This is a genomic window from Oceanibaculum sp. (genome assembly GCF_022449305.1).
Lineage (GTDB): Bacteria > Pseudomonadota > Alphaproteobacteria > Oceanibaculales > Oceanibaculaceae > Oceanibaculum > Oceanibaculum indicum.
The window spans coordinates 1-19,656 of the sequence record NZ_JAKUSO010000009.1 but is presented as its reverse complement, the minus strand read 5'-3'; the positions used below and the strand labels follow the sequence as shown (position 1 = coordinate 19,656).

Annotated in this window: 19 protein-coding genes and 1 tRNA gene; 9 read left to right on the top strand and 11 right to left on the bottom strand. The window is 64.6% G+C overall.

Annotated features, from left to right (window positions below):
* Nucleotides 1–37: 37 nt before the first annotated feature.
* Nucleotides 38–751, bottom strand: coding sequence for a haloacid dehalogenase type II (locus MK313_RS04875; RefSeq protein ID WP_121220967.1), 714 nt, complete (start codon nucleotides 749–751; stop codon nucleotides 38–40).
* 186 nt (nucleotides 752–937) lie between these two features.
* Between MK313_RS04875 and MK313_RS04870 the strand changes: the two genes are divergently transcribed.
* The 4 genes from MK313_RS04870 (at nucleotide 938) to MK313_RS04855 (ending at nucleotide 2,828) form a co-directional block, all read left to right on the top strand.
* Nucleotides 938–1,465 carry a CHAP domain-containing protein gene (locus MK313_RS04870; protein WP_287780314.1) on the top strand — a complete coding sequence of 176 codons (528 nt, stop codon included), beginning with the start codon at nucleotides 938–940 and terminating at the stop codon, nucleotides 1,463–1,465.
* Nucleotides 1,466–1,634: 169 nt separating this feature from the next.
* Nucleotides 1,635–1,865 carry a hypothetical protein gene (locus MK313_RS04865; RefSeq protein ID WP_008943950.1) on the top strand — a complete coding sequence of 77 codons (231 nt, stop codon included), beginning with the start codon at nucleotides 1,635–1,637 and terminating at the stop codon, nucleotides 1,863–1,865.
* A 237-nt stretch (nucleotides 1,866–2,102) separates the two neighbouring features.
* A complete protein-coding gene (locus MK313_RS04860) occupies nucleotides 2,103–2,516 on the top strand; it encodes an Hsp20 family protein (protein ID WP_008943951.1) in 414 nt (137 codons plus the stop codon).
* Between the two features lie 93 nt (nucleotides 2,517–2,609).
* Complete coding sequence (locus MK313_RS04855; protein WP_008943952.1) at nucleotides 2,610–2,828, top strand: DUF1150 family protein; 219 nt, start codon at nucleotides 2,610–2,612, stop codon at nucleotides 2,826–2,828.
* 69 nt (nucleotides 2,829–2,897) lie between these two features.
* On the opposite strand, the gene ptsN is transcribed toward MK313_RS04855, so the two are convergent.
* From ptsN to MK313_RS04815, 8 genes are all read right to left on the bottom strand, one after another.
* Nucleotides 2,898–3,362: a PTS IIA-like nitrogen regulatory protein PtsN gene (gene ptsN / locus MK313_RS04850; RefSeq protein ID WP_008943953.1), complete on the bottom strand. Its 465-nt coding sequence runs from the start codon at nucleotides 3,360–3,362 to the stop codon at nucleotides 2,898–2,900.
* Nucleotides 3,363–3,415: 53 nt separating this feature from the next.
* Nucleotides 3,416–3,985, bottom strand: coding sequence for a ribosome hibernation-promoting factor, HPF/YfiA family (hpf, locus tag MK313_RS04845; RefSeq protein ID WP_008943954.1), 570 nt, complete (start codon nucleotides 3,983–3,985; stop codon nucleotides 3,416–3,418).
* A gap of 161 nt (nucleotides 3,986–4,146) precedes the next feature.
* Nucleotides 4,147–5,682 carry an RNA polymerase factor sigma-54 gene (gene rpoN / locus MK313_RS04840; RefSeq protein WP_287780313.1) on the bottom strand — a complete coding sequence of 512 codons (1,536 nt, stop codon included), beginning with the start codon at nucleotides 5,680–5,682 and terminating at the stop codon, nucleotides 4,147–4,149.
* 35 nt (nucleotides 5,683–5,717) lie between these two features.
* Nucleotides 5,718–6,518, bottom strand: coding sequence for an LPS export ABC transporter ATP-binding protein (gene lptB, locus MK313_RS04835; RefSeq protein ID WP_040706887.1), 801 nt, complete (start codon nucleotides 6,516–6,518; stop codon nucleotides 5,718–5,720).
* A gap of 35 nt (nucleotides 6,519–6,553) precedes the next feature.
* Nucleotides 6,554–7,429 carry an LptA/OstA family protein gene (locus MK313_RS04830; protein WP_287780312.1) on the bottom strand — a complete coding sequence of 292 codons (876 nt, stop codon included), beginning with the start codon at nucleotides 7,427–7,429 and terminating at the stop codon, nucleotides 6,554–6,556.
* An 8-nt stretch (nucleotides 7,430–7,437) separates the two neighbouring features.
* Nucleotides 7,438–8,118 carry an LPS export ABC transporter periplasmic protein LptC gene (gene lptC, locus MK313_RS04825; RefSeq protein WP_147431077.1) on the bottom strand — a complete coding sequence of 227 codons (681 nt, stop codon included), beginning with the start codon at nucleotides 8,116–8,118 and terminating at the stop codon, nucleotides 7,438–7,440.
* A gap of 236 nt (nucleotides 8,119–8,354) precedes the next feature.
* Nucleotides 8,355–8,966, bottom strand: coding sequence for a ribonuclease D (locus tag MK313_RS04820; RefSeq protein WP_121220951.1), 612 nt, complete (start codon nucleotides 8,964–8,966; stop codon nucleotides 8,355–8,357).
* An 88-nt stretch (nucleotides 8,967–9,054) separates the two neighbouring features.
* Nucleotides 9,055–9,141 (bottom strand) — tRNA-Leu (locus MK313_RS04815).
* A gap of 221 nt (nucleotides 9,142–9,362) precedes the next feature.
* On the opposite strand from MK313_RS04815, the gene MK313_RS04810 reads away from it, so the two are divergent.
* Nucleotides 9,363–10,313 (top strand): complex I NDUFA9 subunit family protein, encoded by a 951-nt coding sequence (locus tag MK313_RS04810; protein WP_287780311.1) that lies wholly within the window; start codon nucleotides 9,363–9,365, stop codon nucleotides 10,311–10,313.
* A 3-nt stretch (nucleotides 10,314–10,316) separates the two neighbouring features.
* Here MK313_RS04810 and MK313_RS04805 read toward each other — a convergent pair whose 3' ends face one another.
* Nucleotides 10,317–11,114, bottom strand: a complete 798-nt coding sequence (locus MK313_RS04805; protein WP_287780310.1) for an undecaprenyl-diphosphate phosphatase — start codon at nucleotides 11,112–11,114, stop codon at nucleotides 10,317–10,319.
* Between the two features lie 377 nt (nucleotides 11,115–11,491).
* On the opposite strand from MK313_RS04805, the gene MK313_RS04800 reads away from it, so the two are divergent.
* From MK313_RS04800 to MK313_RS04790, 3 genes are read left to right on the top strand one after another with little or no spacing between them, the layout of a single operon-like run.
* Nucleotides 11,492–12,973, top strand: a complete 1,482-nt coding sequence (locus tag MK313_RS04800) for an NAD(P)-dependent oxidoreductase (protein WP_287780309.1) — start codon at nucleotides 11,492–11,494, stop codon at nucleotides 12,971–12,973.
* 14 nt (nucleotides 12,974–12,987) lie between these two features.
* Entirely contained in the window at nucleotides 12,988–17,541 is a 4,554-nt protein-coding gene (gltB, locus tag MK313_RS04795) for a glutamate synthase large subunit (RefSeq protein WP_287780308.1), read from the top strand.
* Nucleotides 17,541–18,170: a glutathione S-transferase family protein gene (locus tag MK313_RS04790; protein ID WP_121220942.1), complete on the top strand. Its 630-nt coding sequence runs from the start codon at nucleotides 17,541–17,543 to the stop codon at nucleotides 18,168–18,170. Before gltB ends, MK313_RS04790 begins: the two co-directional genes overlap by 1 nt.
* 3 nt (nucleotides 18,171–18,173) lie before the next feature.
* Here MK313_RS04790 and MK313_RS04785 read toward each other — a convergent pair whose 3' ends face one another.
* Complete coding sequence (locus MK313_RS04785) at nucleotides 18,174–18,923, bottom strand: DUF1194 domain-containing protein (protein ID WP_287780307.1); 750 nt, start codon at nucleotides 18,921–18,923, stop codon at nucleotides 18,174–18,176.
* A gap of 362 nt (nucleotides 18,924–19,285) precedes the next feature.
* On the opposite strand from MK313_RS04785, the gene MK313_RS04780 reads away from it, so the two are divergent.
* Complete coding sequence (locus MK313_RS04780) at nucleotides 19,286–19,615, top strand: antibiotic biosynthesis monooxygenase family protein (protein WP_008943966.1); 330 nt, start codon at nucleotides 19,286–19,288, stop codon at nucleotides 19,613–19,615.
* Nucleotides 19,616–19,656 lie beyond the last annotated feature (41 nt).

The following is a 19,656-nucleotide window of genomic DNA, read 5'->3' as shown; positions in this document are numbered from 1 at the left end:
TCTCTCTTCGTTTGCGGGTAAGGTCGGATGAAATGTGTCAGCAGCCCAGCTTGTCGGCGAGATCCGTGAAGCTGTCGGCGGCAAGCTCGATGCCGGGTTCGACGGCGAGGTCGCGGGTCTGGCCGGGGCCATGTTCGGTCGGCCGGGCGACGAAGGCCGTGCGGAGGCCGCTTTTTGCGGCGGCATGCAGGTCGGCATTATGGGCAGCGACCATCATGCACTGCGCTGGCGCCAGGCCCAGCAACTCTGCCGCCGCCTCATAGGCGCGGGGCTGCGGCTTGTAGGCGCGCGCCACTTCCGCGCCCAGGATCGCATCCCAGGGCAGGTCGGCGCGCTTGGCCATGTTCACCATCAGCGCGACATTGCCGTTCGACAGGGTGGCGATGACGAATTTGCTTTTCAGCCGGGTCAGCCCCTCGACGACATCCGGCCAGGGGTCGAGCCGGTGCCAGGCCCGGTTCAGCCGGTCGATCTCCTCCTCCGGAATGCCGGTGACGCCAAACCGGTCGAGCAGGGTGAGCAGGCTTTCGCGGTGCAAATCGTCCAGCCTGGTCCAGGGGCGGGCGCCGCTGCGCACCTCTTCCATCGAGGGCTGGTAGAGGCTGCGCCAGGCATCGGCGAAGGCATGCCCGTCGAGCCCCAGACCGTGCGAGCGCGCGAAGGCGTCGACCTCGCGCGCGATGCTGGTGCGCCAGTCGACCACCGTGCCGAACACATCGAACGTTAAGGCCTTTACCGCGGAAAAATCCATGCCCCACCCCCTGCTGCGCCGAAGCTGCCCCTTTGTTGCGTCGCATCCTAGCGCCGGTCGTCCGGCCAATCCATGGGGTGTTATGGAGTTTCTTTCCTGTTAAATCTCAGCGCTTTTTCTTAATGAGTTGATTTTACCGTCTAATTCCTGTGTATTGCGACAGAGGAGGGGATGATGCGGATTCTATTGGCGCTTCTGGCAATTGCCGTCCTGGGAGGGTGCGCTGCGACGCAAAAGCCGCAGGCGCCTTCGGTTGCCGTTCTGCCGCCACAAGAAGAGCCGCTGCTGAACCCCTATCCGGAAACGGACGAGTTCCTGCAATGCGTGCCCTTTGCCCGCACCGTTTCCGGCGTCGAGATCTATGGCGATGCCTGGACCTGGTGGGGCCAGGCCGAGGGGCGCTATGCCCGCGGCAAGGCGCCGAAGGTGGGGGCGGTGCTGGCGCTGCGGAAGACCGGCCGGTTGCGCCTCGGGCATGTCGCGGTGGTCGTTGCGCAGATCGACGAGCGGCGTCTACTTGTCAGTCACGCGAACTGGGGCGGGGACTCCCGGACGCGGGGAAAAATTCACACCCGCCAGCCAGTAATGGATGTCTCTCCAGCCAATGACTGGAGCCAGCTGCGCTTCATGAACACGCAAGGATCATTTGGAAATGTCTATCCTGCGCATGGCTTCATTTACCCGGCGCAGTCAGTGGCGACGCTGACAAGATAACGGGAAATTCAATTGTGTAAAAATTTATGAAAATATGCAGATGAAGAGTTGAGGTTTTGGTTTTCATAAATGGAGTGATTTTTCTTTTTTGAATTAACATTAGTTTAACGATTTACAACGAATCTGTTATCTTCACAGCTGTCCTATATATCCAAAGATGGGGGACTCGATGTTTCTGTGGAAGAAGGACATTCATATCGAACCGGGGATGCGGGTCGAGACCTTGAGCCGCTGGGGCGACACGAGCTGGATGATCGAGGGGGTCGTCAGCATTGAAGGGATCGCCCATGCCCGACTGATGCCGGTTGATCCGTCGCGCGATTCGATCACCATCGCGGTGTCGGCGCTGGCCGACAAGCAGCGCTTCCGGGTGCATCCGATGGCAGCCCTCGCCGGCTGAAGCCGGTACTTGCCCGCGCAGGCTTCCATCGGGCCCTTTCCGCCGTCTGTACGCCACAGGCGGCACCCCGGCCGTGTTCCGCTCGCTCTCGCTTCGGCGGGGACTTGATCAGGTATTTCCCCTCTCCTACATAAGGCATGGCGGCGCCAATCGGGCCGCCGGCTTCAGGCGCCGCTTACCGGGCCTTCTGAAGCCGTCTCAAGACCGTCTCGCTCATCGGGAGGAGAGGAAGGTCGTATGACGCGCATGCCTGCATTCAACAGCCCGTTCCTTCTGGGCTTCGATCATTTCGAGCGGGCGCTGGACCGCATCAGCAAGGCGTCCACCGAAAGCTATCCCCCGTACAATATTGTGCAGACCGGCCCGAACGAGCTTCGGATCACGCTGGCCGTCGCGGGTTTCGGCCCCGAGGCGCTGGAAGTGCTCGTCGAGGGAAACCAGTTGCAGATTCGTGGCCGGCAGGTCGAGGAGACGGAGCGGGTCTTCGTTCATCGCGGCATTGCCACCCGTCAGTTCCAGCGCAGCTTTGTGCTTGCCGAGGGGCTGAAGGTCAGTGCGGCGACCCTGAACAATGGCCTGCTGCACGTCGATCTGGAACGCCCGGAGCCAGAAGCGGCGGTCCAGCGCATCGCGATCAAGACGGTATCTTAACCAATCATCAGTGATTTGCCCCCACTATGGGGCGTCCGGACCGGGCGCAGGCTGCTTGCCACAGGCCGCCCGGAGGAATATGGGATAGTGACCATGAACATGCTTCAGAAATTCCACCCGATGTCGCATCAGGATCTGGTCATGCTGGGTCTGAACGATGTGGCCTATATCCGCAGGGTCTCTTCAAAAGAGGGTCCGGCCAGCTTTGCCATCCATGCGGCAGATGGCACCGAAATGCTGGTCGTGGACAATGTCGCGCTGGCGATGGCGACGATCCGCCAGAACGACATGGAGCCGCTGCTGGTTCATTGATCGGGCCAGGGGAGCGGATCAGGGCGCCCTTGCGGCGCCCGGTTCCAGCCTTTTAGGGCTCTCCGCTTCTCAGGCGGCGTGGCTGGCCGGTGCCTGTGTCAGCACGGCATAGAGCCCGTCCGCCGTGTCGCAGCCGCGCAGCTTGCTGCAGATGGTGCGGTCGCGCAGCAGGCGGGAGACGCGCGCCAGCGCCTTCAGATGATCCGCACCTGCCGATTCCGGCGCCAGCAGCAGGAAAATCAGATCGACCGGCTCGTCATCAATCGAATCGAAATCGATCGGCTTGTCCAGCCGGGCGAAGATGCCGTAGAGGCGCGTCAGCTCCGGCAGCTTGCCATGCGGAATGGCGATGCCATTGCCCACGCCGGTGGTGCCCAGGCGCTCGCGCTCCAACAGCACTTCGAAAATCCGCCGCTCCTCCAGACCGGTGAGGTCGGCGGCCTTGCGCGCAAGCTCCTGCAAAGCCTGCTTCTTGCTGGTCGCCCGTAGAGAGGCGATCACGGCATCTGGCGAGATCAGGTCCATAATTTCCATGATTGAAACGGCCCCGTTGTGTCTGTTGCGGGGCGGGCACGGCCCGCCCGTTCCTACATCTGGGGATCGATCCACCCTATATTGCCGTCCTCACGCCGATAGACGACGTTCAGCCGGCCGTTTGAAGCAAGGCGGAACATCAGTACCGGCTTGCCGCCAAGATCCATCCGCATGGCCGCATCACGCGGCGTCAGCGTGGGAATTTCCGTCTTCATTTCGGCGACGATCAGCGCGTCATCGCCGACAGGCTCCGCCCCGTCTTCTTCCGGTTCGGGCGCCAGAACATAGTGCTGTGCCGACAAGGCGTCTTCAGCCCTGGCCGCGTTCTTGTGGTGGTCGCGCAGCCGGCGCTTGTAGCGCCGCAACTGCTTGGCGATCCGGTCGCAGGCATTGTCGAAGGCGACATAGGCGTCATCCGCCTGGCCGCTGGCCTGCACGTCGATGCCCCGTCCGACATGCACGTCGATATCGGCGGTGAACATCACCGCATCGCGTGACATGACGACATTGGCTTCAAGCGCCGACCCGAAATACTTCTCGATCTCGGAACGCAGATTGCTGTCGATATGCTGGCGCAAGGCGTCGCCGACATCAATCTGCTTGCCCTTGACGGTGAGCTGCATCGAGCACCCCGTTTCTTGTGTTTATCCACTCCGCCGGTCCGCCGCCGATGCGGATTTTATCCGGCAAGAGGCGCGGACCATACTGCCCCCGCCTGAAGAGTCAAGCTTAGGCGCGCCGGCCTGGCAAGGCCTTGACAAAAGCAAAAATTGGGTGTGCCGGATCACAGTCCAAGGCTTTTTTCCCGGCGGCGCTGGACCGATGAGGGAATGCGCATGGATTCCCGATACTTGGCGACTGTTCTTCGGGCGATATCTATGCCGCCATTCTGCAGGATCTCGACAATCCGGTCATCCGACAGCACGCCATCGGCGGGCTCCGCATCGATCAGCGACTTGATGCGGAAGCGCACCGCCTCGGCGGAATGGCTCTCGGCACCGTCCATCGCCGAGATCGCGGCGCTGAAAAAGAACTTCAGTTCGAACACGCCACGCGGGCCGGCGATGTACTTGTTCGCCGTGACGCGGCTAACTGTACTTTCATGCATGCCGATGGCGTCCGCGATGTCGCGCAGCACCAGCGGGCGCAGATGGCCAATGCCATGCCGGAAAAAGGCATCTTGCTGGCGGACGATCTCGCCCGCCACCTTGACGATGGTGGTGGCGCGCTGGTGCAGCGACTTCACCAGCCAATTCGCCGATTGCAGCTGCTCCGACAGGTAGTCCTTGTCCTCCCGGCGCAGGCCGCCCCGGCTGATCGCGGCATGGTAGCGCCGGTTGACCAGCACGCGTGGCAGGGTGTCGCTGTTCAGCTCGATCTCCCAGCCGCCATCGGCGGCCGGGCGCATCAGCACATCGGGAATCAGTGTCGGCGGTGCTTCATGCTCGAACCGCTCGCCCGGCTTCGGGTTCAGCGCCTTGATCTCCCCCACCATGTCGGCGAGGTCCTCATTATCGACGCCGCAGATCCGGCGCAGGGCTGCGAGGTCACGGCGCGCCAGCAGCTCCAGATTGTCGAGCAGCGCCTGCATCGCCGGGTCCAGCCGGTCCTTCTCGCGCAGCTGCAGGGCCAGGCATTCCTTCAGCGAACGGGCGAAGATGCCGGGCGGGTCCAGCCGCTGCAGCCGGTCCAGCACAGACTCCACCTGTTCCAGCGTACAGCCGAGCGAGTCCGCGACAGTCTCGCAGCCGGCGGTGAACCAGCCGCAATCGTCCAGCAGCCCGATCATGTAGCTGGCGATGGCGCGCTCCAACGGGTCGGCGAAATCCGCCCCGACCTGTTCGTTCAGATGGTCGGACAGGCTTTTCTCCGCGGCCAGCGTGCGGTCGCGCTGGTCCTCCTCGTCGCTGAAATCGCCACCGCCGCCACCGGAGGTCTTCCAGTTCAGCGATTCGCCGTCGCTGCCCTCGCCGGTATATTCGTTGCTGCTCCAGAGATTCTGGTCGCCGGAGTCGGAATCCAGCGGCCCGTCGCCCTCGCCTGGCAGGGTGCCGCTGCCGGTCAGCAGGGAGGTGTCCTGCCGGTCGGAGGAGGCCAGGGGCGTATCGTCGCGGTCGAGATCGGCGTCGATGCCGCCCTCGATGCGGATGTCGCCATCGCCATCGTCGCGCTCCAGCAGCGGGTTCTGCTCGATCTCGCGCTCGATAAAGTCGGCCAGTTCCAGGTTGGAGAGCTGCAGCAGCTTGATGGCCTGCTGCAGCTGCGGCGTCATCACCAACGCCTGCGACTGTCTCAGGTCTAACCGCTGCGCCAATGCCATGATCGTCCCGCCCCGCCCGACCGGTTACGTACGCATCACAAGCTGAACCGTTCCCCGAGATAGACCCGGCGAACGTCGGCATCGTCCACGATCTCGGACGGCACACCCTCCATCAGCACCCGCCCGTCATGCAGGATGTAGGCGCGGTCCACGATCTCCAGCGTCTCGCGCACATTGTGGTCGGTGATCAGCACGCCGATCCCCCGGTCCTTCAGGTGCGAGACAAGGTCGCGGATATCGCCCACGGCGATGGGGTCGATGCCGGCCAGCGGCTCGTCCAGAAGGATGAAGCTGGGGCGCGAGGCGAGCGCGCGGGCGATCTCGACACGGCGGCGCTCGCCGCCGGACAGCGCCATGGACGGCGTGCGGCGCAAATGGGTGATGGAGAATTCCGCCAGCAGCTCGTCCAGCTGTTCCTCGCGCCGCGCCGGGTCGGCCTCGACCACCTCCAGCACCGCGCGGATGTTCTGCTCCACGGTCAGGCCGCGGAAGATCGAAGCCTCCTGCGGCAGGTAGCCGATACCGAGGCGCGCGCGCCGGTACATCGGCAGGTCGGTGATGTCCTCCCCGTCAAGGGCGATGGTGCCGTAGTCGGGCGCGATCAGCCCGGTGATGATGTAGAAGCAGGTGGTCTTGCCAGCGCCGTTCGGGCCCAGCAGCCCGACCGCCTCGCCGCGCTGCACGGAGACGCTGACGCCACGCAACACCGGCCGCTTCTTGTACTGCTTGCCGAGGTTGACGGCGGACAGCCCCCGGTTGTCGGCGACCAGGCGCGGGCCTGCGCCGGTGCCGGTGGCCTCGCTCTCGGCGGCGGATCGGGGACCGTGCTGGTTCATCGCCATCCTTTCTTGCCCTTACTCTGGGGAGGGGCCTATTGCGTCCTGCGGCCGGGCAGCGAACTGCCCTCCTGCGGCACGAAGATACCTTTTACCCGGCCATCCCCGCCCGTGCCAGCCAGCAGCCTGCTGACGCCGGTGCGCAGATTCACCTCGGCGCGCTGGCCGTTCAGCTGGTTCTTGCCCTGGGTGATCTTTACATCTCCAGACAGGACCGCCGTCTCATTGGCCACAGTATAGACGGCTTGCCGGCTACGTGCGATTTCGTTCGGCGTGGTGATGACGACATTGCCATCGGCATCGACACGCGAAAGCTGCTGCTTGCCGGCCTTGTCCTCGGTGAAGCGCGCGGTCAGCGTATCGGCCCGGATTGTCCGGTCGCCGCGCTTGGCGACGGCATCGCCCACCGCGACGGCCCTCTTCTCCTGCTGGAAATAGTCGATGCGTTCACGCGCCGTTACCGTGTCCTCGGCCGATACCAGCCGCAGATTCTGCCCGGTCAGTCGCATTCGCTGACTGTCAATGTCATAGACCGCACGGTCGCCATAGGCGGTTTCCGTCGGCGAGGCGATGCGTACATTCCCGTCGGCCTCCAGCTGGAAGATCTGGGTGCTGCCGTCCGCCGCCTCGCGGTAGCTCGCGATCAGCCGGTCGGCGCGCACCGTCACCTCGCCCTGTGTCGCCCTTGCATTGCCACGCGCGATGTACTGGCGCGCATCGCGCAGCCATTCGATGCCGTTATCGGCCTCCACCGTCACCGGGGCGTTGCCGCCGCCAAGGGTGGACAGTGCCTGCGCGCCGGCCGGCGTGGCAGCGGGCAGGGCGGCAAGGCAGAGCAGCGTGGCGACAAGGGCGGCGGGCAGGAGGGCGGACAGAAGGGACGGAAGAGAAAGCCTGGCGGATCTCGGCATTGTCGGGGTCATCCTCCCGCCGCGGGATACATGACGAGGCGCGCCTTGCCGGTGAACAGGATGCGCGCGCCACGGTCGAGAATCTGGAAGCCTTCGGCCTCGATGTCGCCGCCGGGACCTTGCCCGGTGACCGTTTGCTCGCCGGCAGCCGTGCCGGCCTTCAGATCGATCAGGGCCGATTCCGAACGGAACTCATAGCCCGAATCGTGGAAGATGTTCACCGCCCCCTTCAGGTCGATGGATTGCCGGTCGCGGTGATAGAGGCCGTCGCTGGCGGTCAGCGCGACCCATGAGCCATCCTGCAGCGCGATATCGGCCTTGGGATGATCCAGTGTCACCAGGTTGGAATTGCCGCTGGATTGCGTGGCGACGTCGGCGGTGACGTTGAAAGGCTGGTTGCGGTCGTCGGTACCGACATAGCGCGGGTTCACCATGCGCAGGGTTTCGGCATCGCGCTGATCGATGCGTACCGCGTTCAGCCGGAAGCGGCCATCGTCGGAGATCAGCTCCGGCCAGGCGATCACGAGCCCGACCAGGACCACCGCGATCGATGGCAGCAGCACCTTCATCAGGAAGACCATGCGGCTGTAGCCGGCGACCGGCAAACGGCGCGCGCGCCTGCTCCTGGGCGGCGTCGGGGCCGGCCAATCGGCGTTTGCGTCCTGCGGGATGTGCGTCTGGCTGCTCACTGTCTCCCCTGGGGGATTACCCCCGGTCTTCTCAATGCCGGTCTTCTAGCGCCCGTCTTCTTGTACCGGCGGTATAGGCGCGGCGCTCTGGCATCATGTTTGCAGGGCACCGCCCGCGGATTATGGGCGGCAGACTCCTGACGGTCAACGAAACCGCGGATGTCCCTGTCAGATATGTCGGCTCAGATATGTGGACTCCGGCCCCCGAGGCCAAGAGTTATGCCAGGCGCAAGGCGCTAATGCGCGAAGATATCCTCTTCCGCCCAGCCGCCGAGATCGAGTGCGGCACGGGTCGGCAGGAAGCGGAAGCAGGCCTCCGCGATTTCCGTGCGCCCCTCGCGCGCCAGGCGCTCGTCCAGCACTGCCTTCAGCTTGTGCAGATGCAGGACGTCGGAGGCGGCATAGGCCAGCTGCTCCTGGGTCAGCTCATCAGCACCCCAGTCGGAGGATTGCTGCTGCTTCGACAGATCGACGCCCAGCAGCTCGCGGCACAGATCCTTCAGCCCGTGGCGGTCGGTATAGGTGCGCACCAGCTTGGAGGCAATCTTCGTGCAGTAGAGCGGCGCCGTCTCGACGCCCAGATAATGCCGGAACACGGCAATGTCGAAGCGGGCATAATGAAACAGCTTGGTGACCTTGGGGTCGGTCAGCAGCCGCTTCAGGTTCGGCGCGTCATACTGGCCGGGCGCGAACTGCACCAGATGGCTCTCGCCATCGCCGGCCGAAAGCTGCACGAGGCACAGCCGGTCGCGGCCGGGGCGCAGGCCCATGGTCTCGCTGTCGAGGGCAACGCAGGTGCCGAGGTCGAGGCCGTCGGGCAGGTCGCCTTTATGAAGATGGATTGTCAACAGTACCTCCGGTCTCTGTCCGGCTGGCGCCGGTATGATGACCGCCGGCCTGTTTATGCCAGCTGCTCTTGCGACATGGTGCAAGAGATGGTGCCCAGGAGAAGACTCGAACTTCCACGACCTTTCGGCCACAGGTACCTGAAACCTGCGCGTCTACCAATTCCGCCACCTGGGCACGGCTTGGAGCGCCGTAAAATCGAGAAGAGACGGGCTTCTGTCAATACGATTCTTCATGGTTTTGAAAAATCTTTGGCGCCCTGTGCCCGCTTCCCGTGTCCGCCCCGGAAAAGAGCCGCTAAATAGATGCGCCGGGTCGATTTACCTGCCATGACCGGTGTAGTATGAGAGGCGCGCAGGCAATGTCGCGGGAACACCCGCCAGGCTGAGGAATGGGCAATGAGCGATAAGGTGGTGACGGTTTTCGGCGGCTCGGGCTTTATCGGCCGCTATGTCGTTCAGCGGCTGGCCAAGACGGGTGCGCGCGTCAATGTCGCGGTGCGCCATGTCGAGCGCGCGAAATTCCTGAAGCCGATGGGCAATGTCGGCCAGATCACGCCGATCAGCTGCGACATCACCGACGCGGAGTCGGTCGCACGCGCCGTGCAGGGCGCCGATGCGGTCGTCAATCTGGTCGGCATCCTGTATCCCTCGGGTCACGGTCACGGTTTCGATGCGGTGCATCACCAGGCGGCCCGGACCATTGCCGAGGCCGCGAAGGCGGCAGATGCCAGGGCGCTGGTGCAGATCTCTGCGATTGGTGCCGATGCCGAGTCCGACTCCGCTTATGCGCGTTCCAAGGCGGCGGGTGAGGCGGCTGTCCGTGAGGTTTTCCCGGAAGCCACGATCCTGCGCCCCAGCATTGTGTTCGGGCCGGAGGATGGCTTCTTCAACCGTTTCGCCGCGATGGCGCGGCTGTCGCCGGCCCTGCCGCTGATCGGCGGCGGCCACACATTGTTCCAGCCGGTCTATGTTGGCGATGTCGCCGATGCGGTGCTGCGTGTCCTGTCCGACCCGAAGGCACAGGGCAAGACCTATGAGCTGGGCGGTCCGAAGGCCTACAGCTTCAAGGCGCTGATGGAGCTGATGCTGGCCACCATTGGCCGCAGCCGCCTGCTGGTCCCGGTGCCGTTCGGCATTGCGGAGCTGCAGGCCAGCGTCCTGCAGCTGCTGCCAGTGCCGCCGCTGACCCGCGATCAGGTGACGCTGCTGAAGAACGACAATGTGGTTTCCGAAGGCGCGCTGACCCTGGCCGATCTCGGTATCGAGCCGACCACGGTCGAAGTCATCCTGCCGGCCTATATGGAGCGCTTCCGGCGGGGCGGGCATTACAGCCGCTACGCGGCGTAAGCCTCAGAGATAGATCAGCGCCAACAGGGCCGCGCCCAGCAGCATCCGGTAGATCACGAAGGGCGTGAAGCTCGCCCGGCGCAGCCAGCGCATCATCAGGGCAATCGCGATCAGCGCCGAGATGAAGGCGAGGCCGGCGCCGATCAGCGCATCCTCGGTCAGCCGCACATCGCCTGCCTCGACCAGGTCGAGAGCGCCCAGCAGACCGGCGCCGGCAATCACCGGAATCGACATCAGCATCGAAAACCGTGCCGTGTCGGCGCGCTCATAGCCCAGGAAGCGTGCTGCCGTCATGGTGATGCCCGACCGGCTAGTACCGGGGATGAAGGCCAGCACCTGCGCAAGGCCCAGCAGCAGGGCGGTGCCGATGTTCATGTGTTCGATGCGGCGGACCGTCATGCCGATCTTGTCCGCGATATAGAGCAGCACGCCGAAGCCGATGGTCGCCCAGGCGATGATCGCCACGCTGCGCAGCGCGTCGCCGGCATATTTGTGCAGCAGATAGCCAGCCAGGATGGCGGGGATGGTGGCGATCACCAGATGCACGATCATCCGCTGCCCCGGCGAGCGCTTGCCGCGCAGCGCCAGCATCAGGCCGCGCAGCATCTCCCAGACATCGCGCCAGAAATAGATCAGCACCGCCAGCAGCGTGCCGACATGCACCGCCACATCGAGCAACGGGCCCTGATCCTGCCAGCCGGTGACATAGGGCACCAGAATCAGATGCGCGGAGGAGCTGATCGGCAGGAATTCGGTAATGCCCTGCACCAGGGCGAGGACAATCAGATGAAGCAGCGGCAAGACAGCACCATGCAGGCGAGGAGAGGGGCGCGGCCAGCCTGCCGCCGCCCGCAAGCGGCTGACTATATAGCATTTTGCGAAGGCGCCCCCCATCGCCAAAATAGGTCACTTGTGCGACCTATTTACAAATGACCTTCGTTGGATCGGAATCCGCCCTGATCGGGAAAGAATGAAATTCCTGTTATATAGGTATCAATTCGGTCCTAATCCTGATTTTTTACTCGCCATATGCGGGTTTCGTGCGTATAGCAGTCCTCCGGTCGGCCTCCGCGAGCAGGCCGGCGGAGGTGCGCGCGCCCTTCCGGCCCCAAAACGGACCGGAAGATGTGCAACGGGGGCAGCGCGCGCCGGAAATGAAGCAATAGGGAGCCAGCCCGATGGCAAGCAAGATGCTGAAGTTCGTCACCGTGCCGCAGAACATGCCCGAAAAGCGGGGTGTCGAGACGCGCCGGCAGGATTTCCAGGAAATCTATTCCCGCTTCGAGCCGAAACATGCCGCCGAGCAGGCCGCGCGCTGCTCGCAGTGCGGCGTGCCCTTCTGCCAGGTCCACTGCCCCTTGCAGAACAACATCCCCGACTGGCTGATGCTGACCGCCGAAGGGCGCCTGGAGGAGGCCTACGAGGTTTCCTCGGCGACCAACAACATGCCGGAAATCTGCGGCCGCATCTGCCCGCAGGACCGGCTGTGCGAGGGCAATTGCGTTATCGAGAAGGGCTTCAACTCGGTCACCATCGGCTCGGTCGAGAAGTACATCACCGACACCGCCTGGGAGAAGGGCTGGGTGAAGGTGCCGAAGCCGCGTCGCGAGCTGGAGCACTCGGTCGGCATCATCGGCGCCGGCCCGGCGGGCATGGCGGCGGCCGAGCAGCTGCGCAAGAAGGGCTATCAGGTCCATATCTACGACCGCTATGACCGTGGCGGCGGGCTGATGATCTACGGCATTCCCGGCTTCAAGCTGGAGAAGGAAGTGGTCGAGCGCCGCACCAGGTTGCTGCAGGATGCCGGCATCATCTATCACTTCAACTGCGATATTGGCCGCGACGTCACGATGGACGAGCTGCGCGAGCGCCATGACGCGGTGCTGATTGCCACCGGCGTCTACAAGGCGCGCGACATCAAGCTGCCGGGCGTGGGGCTGGGCAACATCGTGCCGGCGCTGGATTATCTGGTCGCCTCCAACCGCAAGGGGCTGGGCGACGAGGTGCCGGCCTATGACGATGGCTCGCTGAATGCGGCTGGCAAGAATGTCGTGGTCATTGGCGGCGGCGACACCGCGATGGACTGCGTGCGCACCGCCATCCGCCAGGGGGCCACATCGGTGAAGTGCCTTTATCGCCGCGACAAGGCGAACATGCCGGGCAGCCAGCGTGAGGTGCATCACGCCGAGGAAGAGGGTGTGGAGTTCGTCTGGCTGTCGGCGCCTGAGGCCTTCATCGGCGACGACACTGTCACCGGCGTGCGCGCCATCCGCATGCATCTGGGCGTGCCGGACGCCACCGGCCGGCAGACGCCGCAGCCCATTGAGGGCTCGTCGGAGACTCATCCGGCCGACCTCGTCATCAAGGCGCTGGGCTTCGACCCGGAAGACCTGCCGGCCTTGTTCGGCCAGCCGGGGCTGGAAGTGACGCGCTGGGGCACGGTGAAGGTCAATCACCGCACCATGATGAGCAAGCTGGACGGCGTGTTTGCCGCTGGCGACATCGTGCGCGGCGCCTCGCTGGTGGTGTGGGCGGTGCGCGATGGCCGGGATGTGGCGGAAAGCATCCACCGCTTCATCCAGGGCAAGGCGGGGCAGGCCAAGGCTGGGGCGGAAACCGAGAAGAGCGCGGGCGGCAAGTCGCTCGCCATGGCATCCTGAGGGAGGGCCGGATAATGGGTATCGAGAAGATCAAGCAGGACAGCGGCCAGCAGTTCGTTTCCGAATATCGCCGCAACGCCGAAATCCTGGCCGAGACCGGCCTGTATGATCCGGCTGACGAGCATGATGCCTGCGGCGTCGGGTTCGTCGCCTCGCTGGATGCGACCGCCCGCCGCGACGTGGTCGAGGCCGGCATCAACGCGCTGAAGGCGGTGTGGCACCGTGGCGCCGTCGATGCCGACGGCAAGACCGGCGACGGCGCCGGCATCCATATCGAGATTCCGCAGGATTTCTTCCGCGAAGTCGTCGAGCGTCTGGGCTTCCGGACCGACAGCACGCGCATGGCTGTCGGCCAGGTGTTCCTGCCGCGCACCAGCTTCGACCAGCAGGAGACCTGCCGCTCCATCGTCGAGACCGAGATCCTGAATTTCGGCTATACCATCTATGGCTGGCGCCAGGTGCCGATCAGCATCGAGGTGATCGGCGACAAGGCAAACGCGACCCGCCCGGAGATCGAGCAGATCATGATCTGCAACTCCAAGGGCGTGCCGGAGACGACTTTCGAGCGTGACCTCTACATCATCCGCCGGCGCATCGAGAAGCGGGTGCTGGACGCGCACATCACCGAATTCTACATCTGCTCGCTGTCCTGCCGCTCGATCATCTACAAGGGCATGTTCCTGGCGGAGCAGCTGACGATCTTCTATCCTGACCTGCTGGACGAGCGCTTCGTGTCGCGCTTCGCGATCTATCACCAGCGCTATTCCACCAACACCTTCCCGACCTGGCGTCTGGCCCAGCCCTTCCGCGTGCTGGCGCATAATGGCGAGATCAACACGGTGAAGGGCAACATCAACTGGATGATGTCGCATGAGACGCGCATGGCTGCGCCGGCCTTCGGCGACCATGGCGAGGATCTGAAGCCGGTCATCCAGTCCGGCAGTTCCGACTCGGCGGCGCTCGACGCAGTGTTCGAATTGCTGTGCCAGGGTGGCCGCGAGCTGCCCATGGTGAAGACCATGATGATGCCGGAGGCCTGGGGCGAGCATACTGACCTGCCGCAGGCGGTGAAGGACATGTACGCCTACTGCAACTCGGTCATGGAGCCGTGGGATGGTCCGGCGGCGATTGCCGCCTGCTTCGGCGACTGGGTGATCGGCGGCATGGACCGCAACGGCCTGCGCCCGATGCGCTACACCGTCACCGGCGACAAGCTGCTGATCGCCGGCTCCGAGACAGGCATGGTGAAGGTCGATGAAAGCCGCGTCCTGGAGAAGGGCCGGCTCGACCCGGGTGAGATGATCGGCGTCGATCTGGCCACCGGCCGGGTGTTCCATGACGGGCCGCTGAAGGATCATCTGGCCGGCAAGCGTCCGTTCGGCGATTGGATTGCCGGCTCGGTGAAGCTGGACAAGCTGATCCGCGGCGACCAGAGCGAGCCGGCCTACCTGTCGCGCGAGGAGTTGCGCCGCCGCGAGGTGGCCTATGGCTGGTCGCTGGAGGATCTGGAACTGATCCTGCAGCCGATGGTCGAGGACGCGAAGGAGGCTGTCGGCTCGATGGGCGACGACACGCCGGTCGCCGTGCTGTCGCAGACCTATCGCGGGCTGCATCATTTCTTCCGGCAGAATTTCAGCCAGGTCACCAACCCGCCGATCGATTCTTTGCGCGAACGCCGGGTGATGACGCTGAAGACCCGCCTGGGCAATCTTGGCAACATCCTCGACGAGGACCCGACCCAGTGCCAGCACCTGCTGCTGGAAAGCCCGGTGCTGTCCAGCGCCGAATTCGAGGCGATGCGCGCCTATATGGGCGACATGGCGGTCGATATCGACTGCACCTTCGATGCCGGCGAGGATGGTGAGGAAGCGCTGCGCCAGGCCATTACCCGCATCCGCCGCGAGGCGGAGGAGGCGGTGCGTGGCGGCTGCGCCCATGTGATCCTGTCGGACGAGGCGATGAACGAGGATCGTGCGGCGATCCCGATGATCCTCGCCGTCGGTGCCGTGCACAGCCATCTGGTGCGGCAGAATCTGCGCACCTTCACCTCGCTGAATGTCCGCTCCGGCGAATGCCTGGACGTGCATTACGTCGCGGTGCTGATCGGCGTCGGCGCCACCACGGTGAACGCCTATCTGGCGCAGGAGGCCATTGCCGGCCGCCATGCCCGCGGCCTGTTCCCGGGCATGAGCCTTGAGGAATGCGTGCGGCGCTACAAGAAGGCGCTGGACGAGGGCCTGCTGAAGATCATGTCCAAGATGGGCATCTCGGTGCTGTCCAGCTATCGCGGCGGCTATCATTTCGAGGCCATCGGCCTGTCGCGCGCGCTGGTCGCCGAATTCTTCCCCGGCATGCCCAGCCGCATTTCCGGCATCGGCCTGCCCGGCATCCAGCGTCAGGTGCTGGCACAGCACGGGCGCGGTTATGCCGAGGACTTCACCGCCCTGCCGGTCGGCGGTTTCTACCGCTTCCGCCAGCGCGGCGAGACGCATGCCTTCGAGGGCTCGCTGATCCATATGCTGCAGCACGCCTGCGACAATGACAGCTACTCGACCTACCGGAAGTATGCCGAGACGGTGCGGCAGATGCCGGCGGTCAGCCTGCGCGACCTGCTAGATTTCCGCCCGCAGAAGGAGGCGATCCCGGTCGAGGAAGTCGATTCCATCACCGAAATCCGCAAGCGACTGGTTGCCCCCGGCATCTCGCTGGGCGCGCTCTCGCCGGAGGCGCACGAGACCCTGTCCATTGCCATGAACCGGATCGGCGCCAAGTCCGATTCCGGCGAGGGCGGCGAGGACCCGGCACGCTACAAGCCACGGCCGAACGGCGACAATCCCAGCTCCGCGATCAAGCAGATCGCTTCTGGCCGCTTTGGTGTGACGGCGGAGTACCTCAACAATTGCCGCGAGATCGAGATCAAGATGGCGCAGGGCGCAAAGCCCGGCGAGGGCGGCCAGCTGCCCGGCATGAAGGTCACCGGCCTGATCGCCCGGCTGCGCCATTCCACGCCCGGCGTGACGCTGATCAGCCCGCCGCCGCATCACGACATCTACTCAATCGAGGATCTGGCGCAGCTGATCTACGACCTGAAGCAGATCAACCCCGAGGCCAAGGTGTGCGTGAAGCTGGTGGCGCGCAGCGGCATCGGCACCATCGCCGCCGGCGTGGCCAAGGCGAAGGCTGACACGATCCTGATCTCGGGCCATTCCGGCGGCACTGGAGCCAGCCCGCAGACCTCCATCAAATATGCCGGCATCCCCTGGGAGATGGGGCTGTCGGAGGTGCATCAGGTGCTGACGCTGAACCGGCTGCGCCACCGCGTGACGCTGCGCGTCGATGGCGGCATCAAGACCGGCCGCGACGTGGTGATCGCCGCCATGCTGGGGGCGGAGGAATTCGGCCTCGGCACCGCCTCGCTGGTGGCGATGGGCTGCCTGATGGTGCGGCAGTGCCATTCCAACACCTGCCCGGTCGGCATCTGCTCGCAGGATGAGGAGCTGCGCGCCAAGTTTGAGGGCACGCCGGAGAAGGTGGTGAACCTGTTCAGCTTCGTCGCCGAGGAAGTGCGCGAAATCCTCGCCTCGCTGGGTGTGAACACGCTGAACGACATCGTTGGCCGGTCCGACTTGCTGGCCCAGGTCAATCGCGGCTCGTCCGACGTGGACGCGCTGGACCTGAACGCCATCCTGGCGCAGGCCGACCCCGGCGATTATCCGCGCTACTGCACTCTGGAAGGCCGCAATGAGGTGCCCGACACGCTGGACGCCAAGATGCTGGCCGATGCCAAGCCGTTCCTGAAGGACGGCGAGAAGATGCAGCTGACCTACAACATCTCGAACACGATGCGCGCCATCGGCACGCGGCTGTCCAGCCACATCGTGCGCAAATACGGGATGACGGGGCTGCAGCCCGGCCACCTGACGGTCCGCCTGCGCGGTTCGGCCGGCCAGTCGCTGGGTGCCTTCGCCGTGCAGGGCATCAAGCTGGAAGTGTTCGGCGACGCCAACGACTATGTCGGCAAGGGGCTGTCGGGCGGCGCCATCGTGGTGCGGCCGATGACCTCCAGCCCGCTGGTGACCAACGAGAACACGATCATCGGCAACACGGTGCTGTACGGGGCGACGGCGGGCACGCTGTTCGCCGCCGGCCAGGCGGGCGAGCGCTTCGCCGTGCGCAATTCCGGCGCCGAGGCGGTGGTCGAGGGCTGCGGCTCGAACGGCTGTGAGTACATGACCGGCGGCACCGTCGCCATCCTGGGGCCGGTAGGCGACAATTTCGCCGCCGGCATGACCGGGGGCATGGCCTTCATCCATGACAGCGACGGTTCCTTCGAGCGCCGGGTGAATCCGGAGACGGTCATCTGGCAGCGTCTGGAGTCGCCCTACTGGACGGAGGTGCTGCAGTCGCTGATCCGCCGCCATGCGGAGGAGACACATTCCGCCTTCGCGCAACGCCTGCTGATCGACTGGAAGCTGGAAGCCGGCACCTTCTGGCAGGTCGTGCCGAAGGAGATGCTGAACAAGCTGCCGCAGCCGCTGTCGGCCGAGCCGGCGGAACTGCGGGCCTGATGCTCCGGCTGTACGATTATCTCGATTCCGGCAACGGCTATAAGGTCCGGCTTCTGCTGGCCAAGCTGGGGCTGGCCTATGAGCTGGTCGAGCTGGACATTCTAAAGGGCGCGAGCCGTACGAAGGACTTCCTGGCGAAGAACCCGAACGGCCGTATTCCCGCGCTGGAACTGGAGGATGGCACGGTCATCGCCGAGTCGAACGCCATCCTCTATTATCTGGCGGAGGGGACGCGTTTCTGGCCGGAAGACCGGCTGGCGCGCGCCCAGGTGCTGCACTGGATGTTCTTCGAGCAGTACAGCCACGAGCCCTATCTCGCCGTGCTGCGCTTCTGGTACCGACACGGGCCGATGGACGCGGCCCGCCGCCAGCAGGAGCCGGACAAGCGGGAGCGCGGCGAGGCGGCGCTGGAGGTGATGGAACGGCACCTGCTCAGCCGTTCCTACTTCGTCGGCAATTCCATGACCATCGCCGACATCGCGCTTTACGCCTATACCCATGCGGCGGAGGATGGCGGTTTCACCCTGTCTCGCTATCCCGCCATCGGGCTCTGGCTCGACCGGATCGCCAGCGATCACGGCCATGTGCCAATGCTGCCGGAGGGTTATGTGCCAGAGCGGCTGGGCTGAGGCCTAGCGTTCGGCCAGTGCCCGGCCTGTAGGGCGGGCATCGGCGATTTCCCGGATCAGCTTCTTCAGCAGCGCGCGGTTCAGGTCGGCGCGGCTTTCCGCCACTTCCACGAAGGCGCCGAAGCCGCCGATCACATCGCGCCGGTAATGCTCGTCCAGCGGCATGCCGCCGGGGCCGCGCAGCATGCCGTCCTTGTTGTTGATCGCCAGCGCGTTGATGGTGATGTCCTCGTCGATGGCCTCGTTGCGGATGCGCTCCAGCGGCATGCCGCCGATCTGCGGCCCGTCGCCCGACACATCGATCACCTTGCGCGGCGCCTTCAGGCCGCTTTCGCGCATCAGCGTCGCGGAATAGGCGATGGCGTTGGAGATCGAATTATAGCCGAAGGCCTTGCGTGGGGCGGCCAGGATGGCGGCGGCGAATCCATCGGCGCTGGCCTGATCCCGGATCACCGTCCATTCCACGATGATGTGTTGGGAGGTTGGTGCGCCCCATTCGATGAGGGCGACGGCAATCGCGCCGCCATAGCCGGACTGGATCGCCTGCACGACGCGCGGATCGCTGATTGCGGCGGCATAGCCCTCGCGCTGCAGCTTGAACTCGTCCTCATCAATGGAGCCGGAGCCGTCGGCGGCCAGCACCAGCAGCAGATCCAGATTATCAGCGCGCGCTGGTGTCGATGCTGGCGGGGCGGCGAGGAGGCAGATAAGGGCCAGCAGGGCGAGGAAGGTCCGTCGGGCAAAGCGGATCATGCGGCATCTCCCCCTCTGCATGTCCCGAAGAATGATGGCGTGCATATTAGCAGATGGCGCGGGGCCGGGGCGGGTCAAGAGGCTCACTGGCGTTACCTTGCGTGGTGATTGGCGTTTATCCACTCCGACCGTCATTCCCGGGCTTGTCCCGGGAATCCAGGGTTCAGCCCACTCGACCGACGATCCAGTAAGCGGAAGCCTGGACCCCCCGCAATAAATGCGGGGGTGACGGACGGTAAGGCGCGGTCTCTCTGCATCGGACCTGCGAAAGGAGGTCGAGCACCATGCTTTGACCTTGCGCTTTGGGAGGCCTATATCCGGCGGTAAGAAACCGGGGCCAGGCAAAACGGGAGAGGCGCGATATGGTGGTGGTACTGTTCGAGGTGTATCTCGACCCGGCGAAGGGCGACCGCTATTTCGAGATTGCCGCCAGCCTGCGCCGCGAGCTGGATCAGGTGGATGGCTTCATCTCGGTGGAGCGTTTCAAGAGCCTGGTGACCGAGAACAAGTATCTGTCGCTGTCCACCTGGCGCGATGAGCAGGCGGTCGAGGCGTGGTATAAGGTGGCCAATCACAAGAAGGCACAGCAGGAAGGGATCGAGCTGCTGTTCACCGATTACCGCATCCGTGTCGCCGGTGTGTTCCGCGACTATGACATGGCCGCCGGCCGGCCCCGCGTGACGATGCCGTAAGGAGCCGTTGATGAGGATTGTCGCCGCCGCCCTTCTCACGC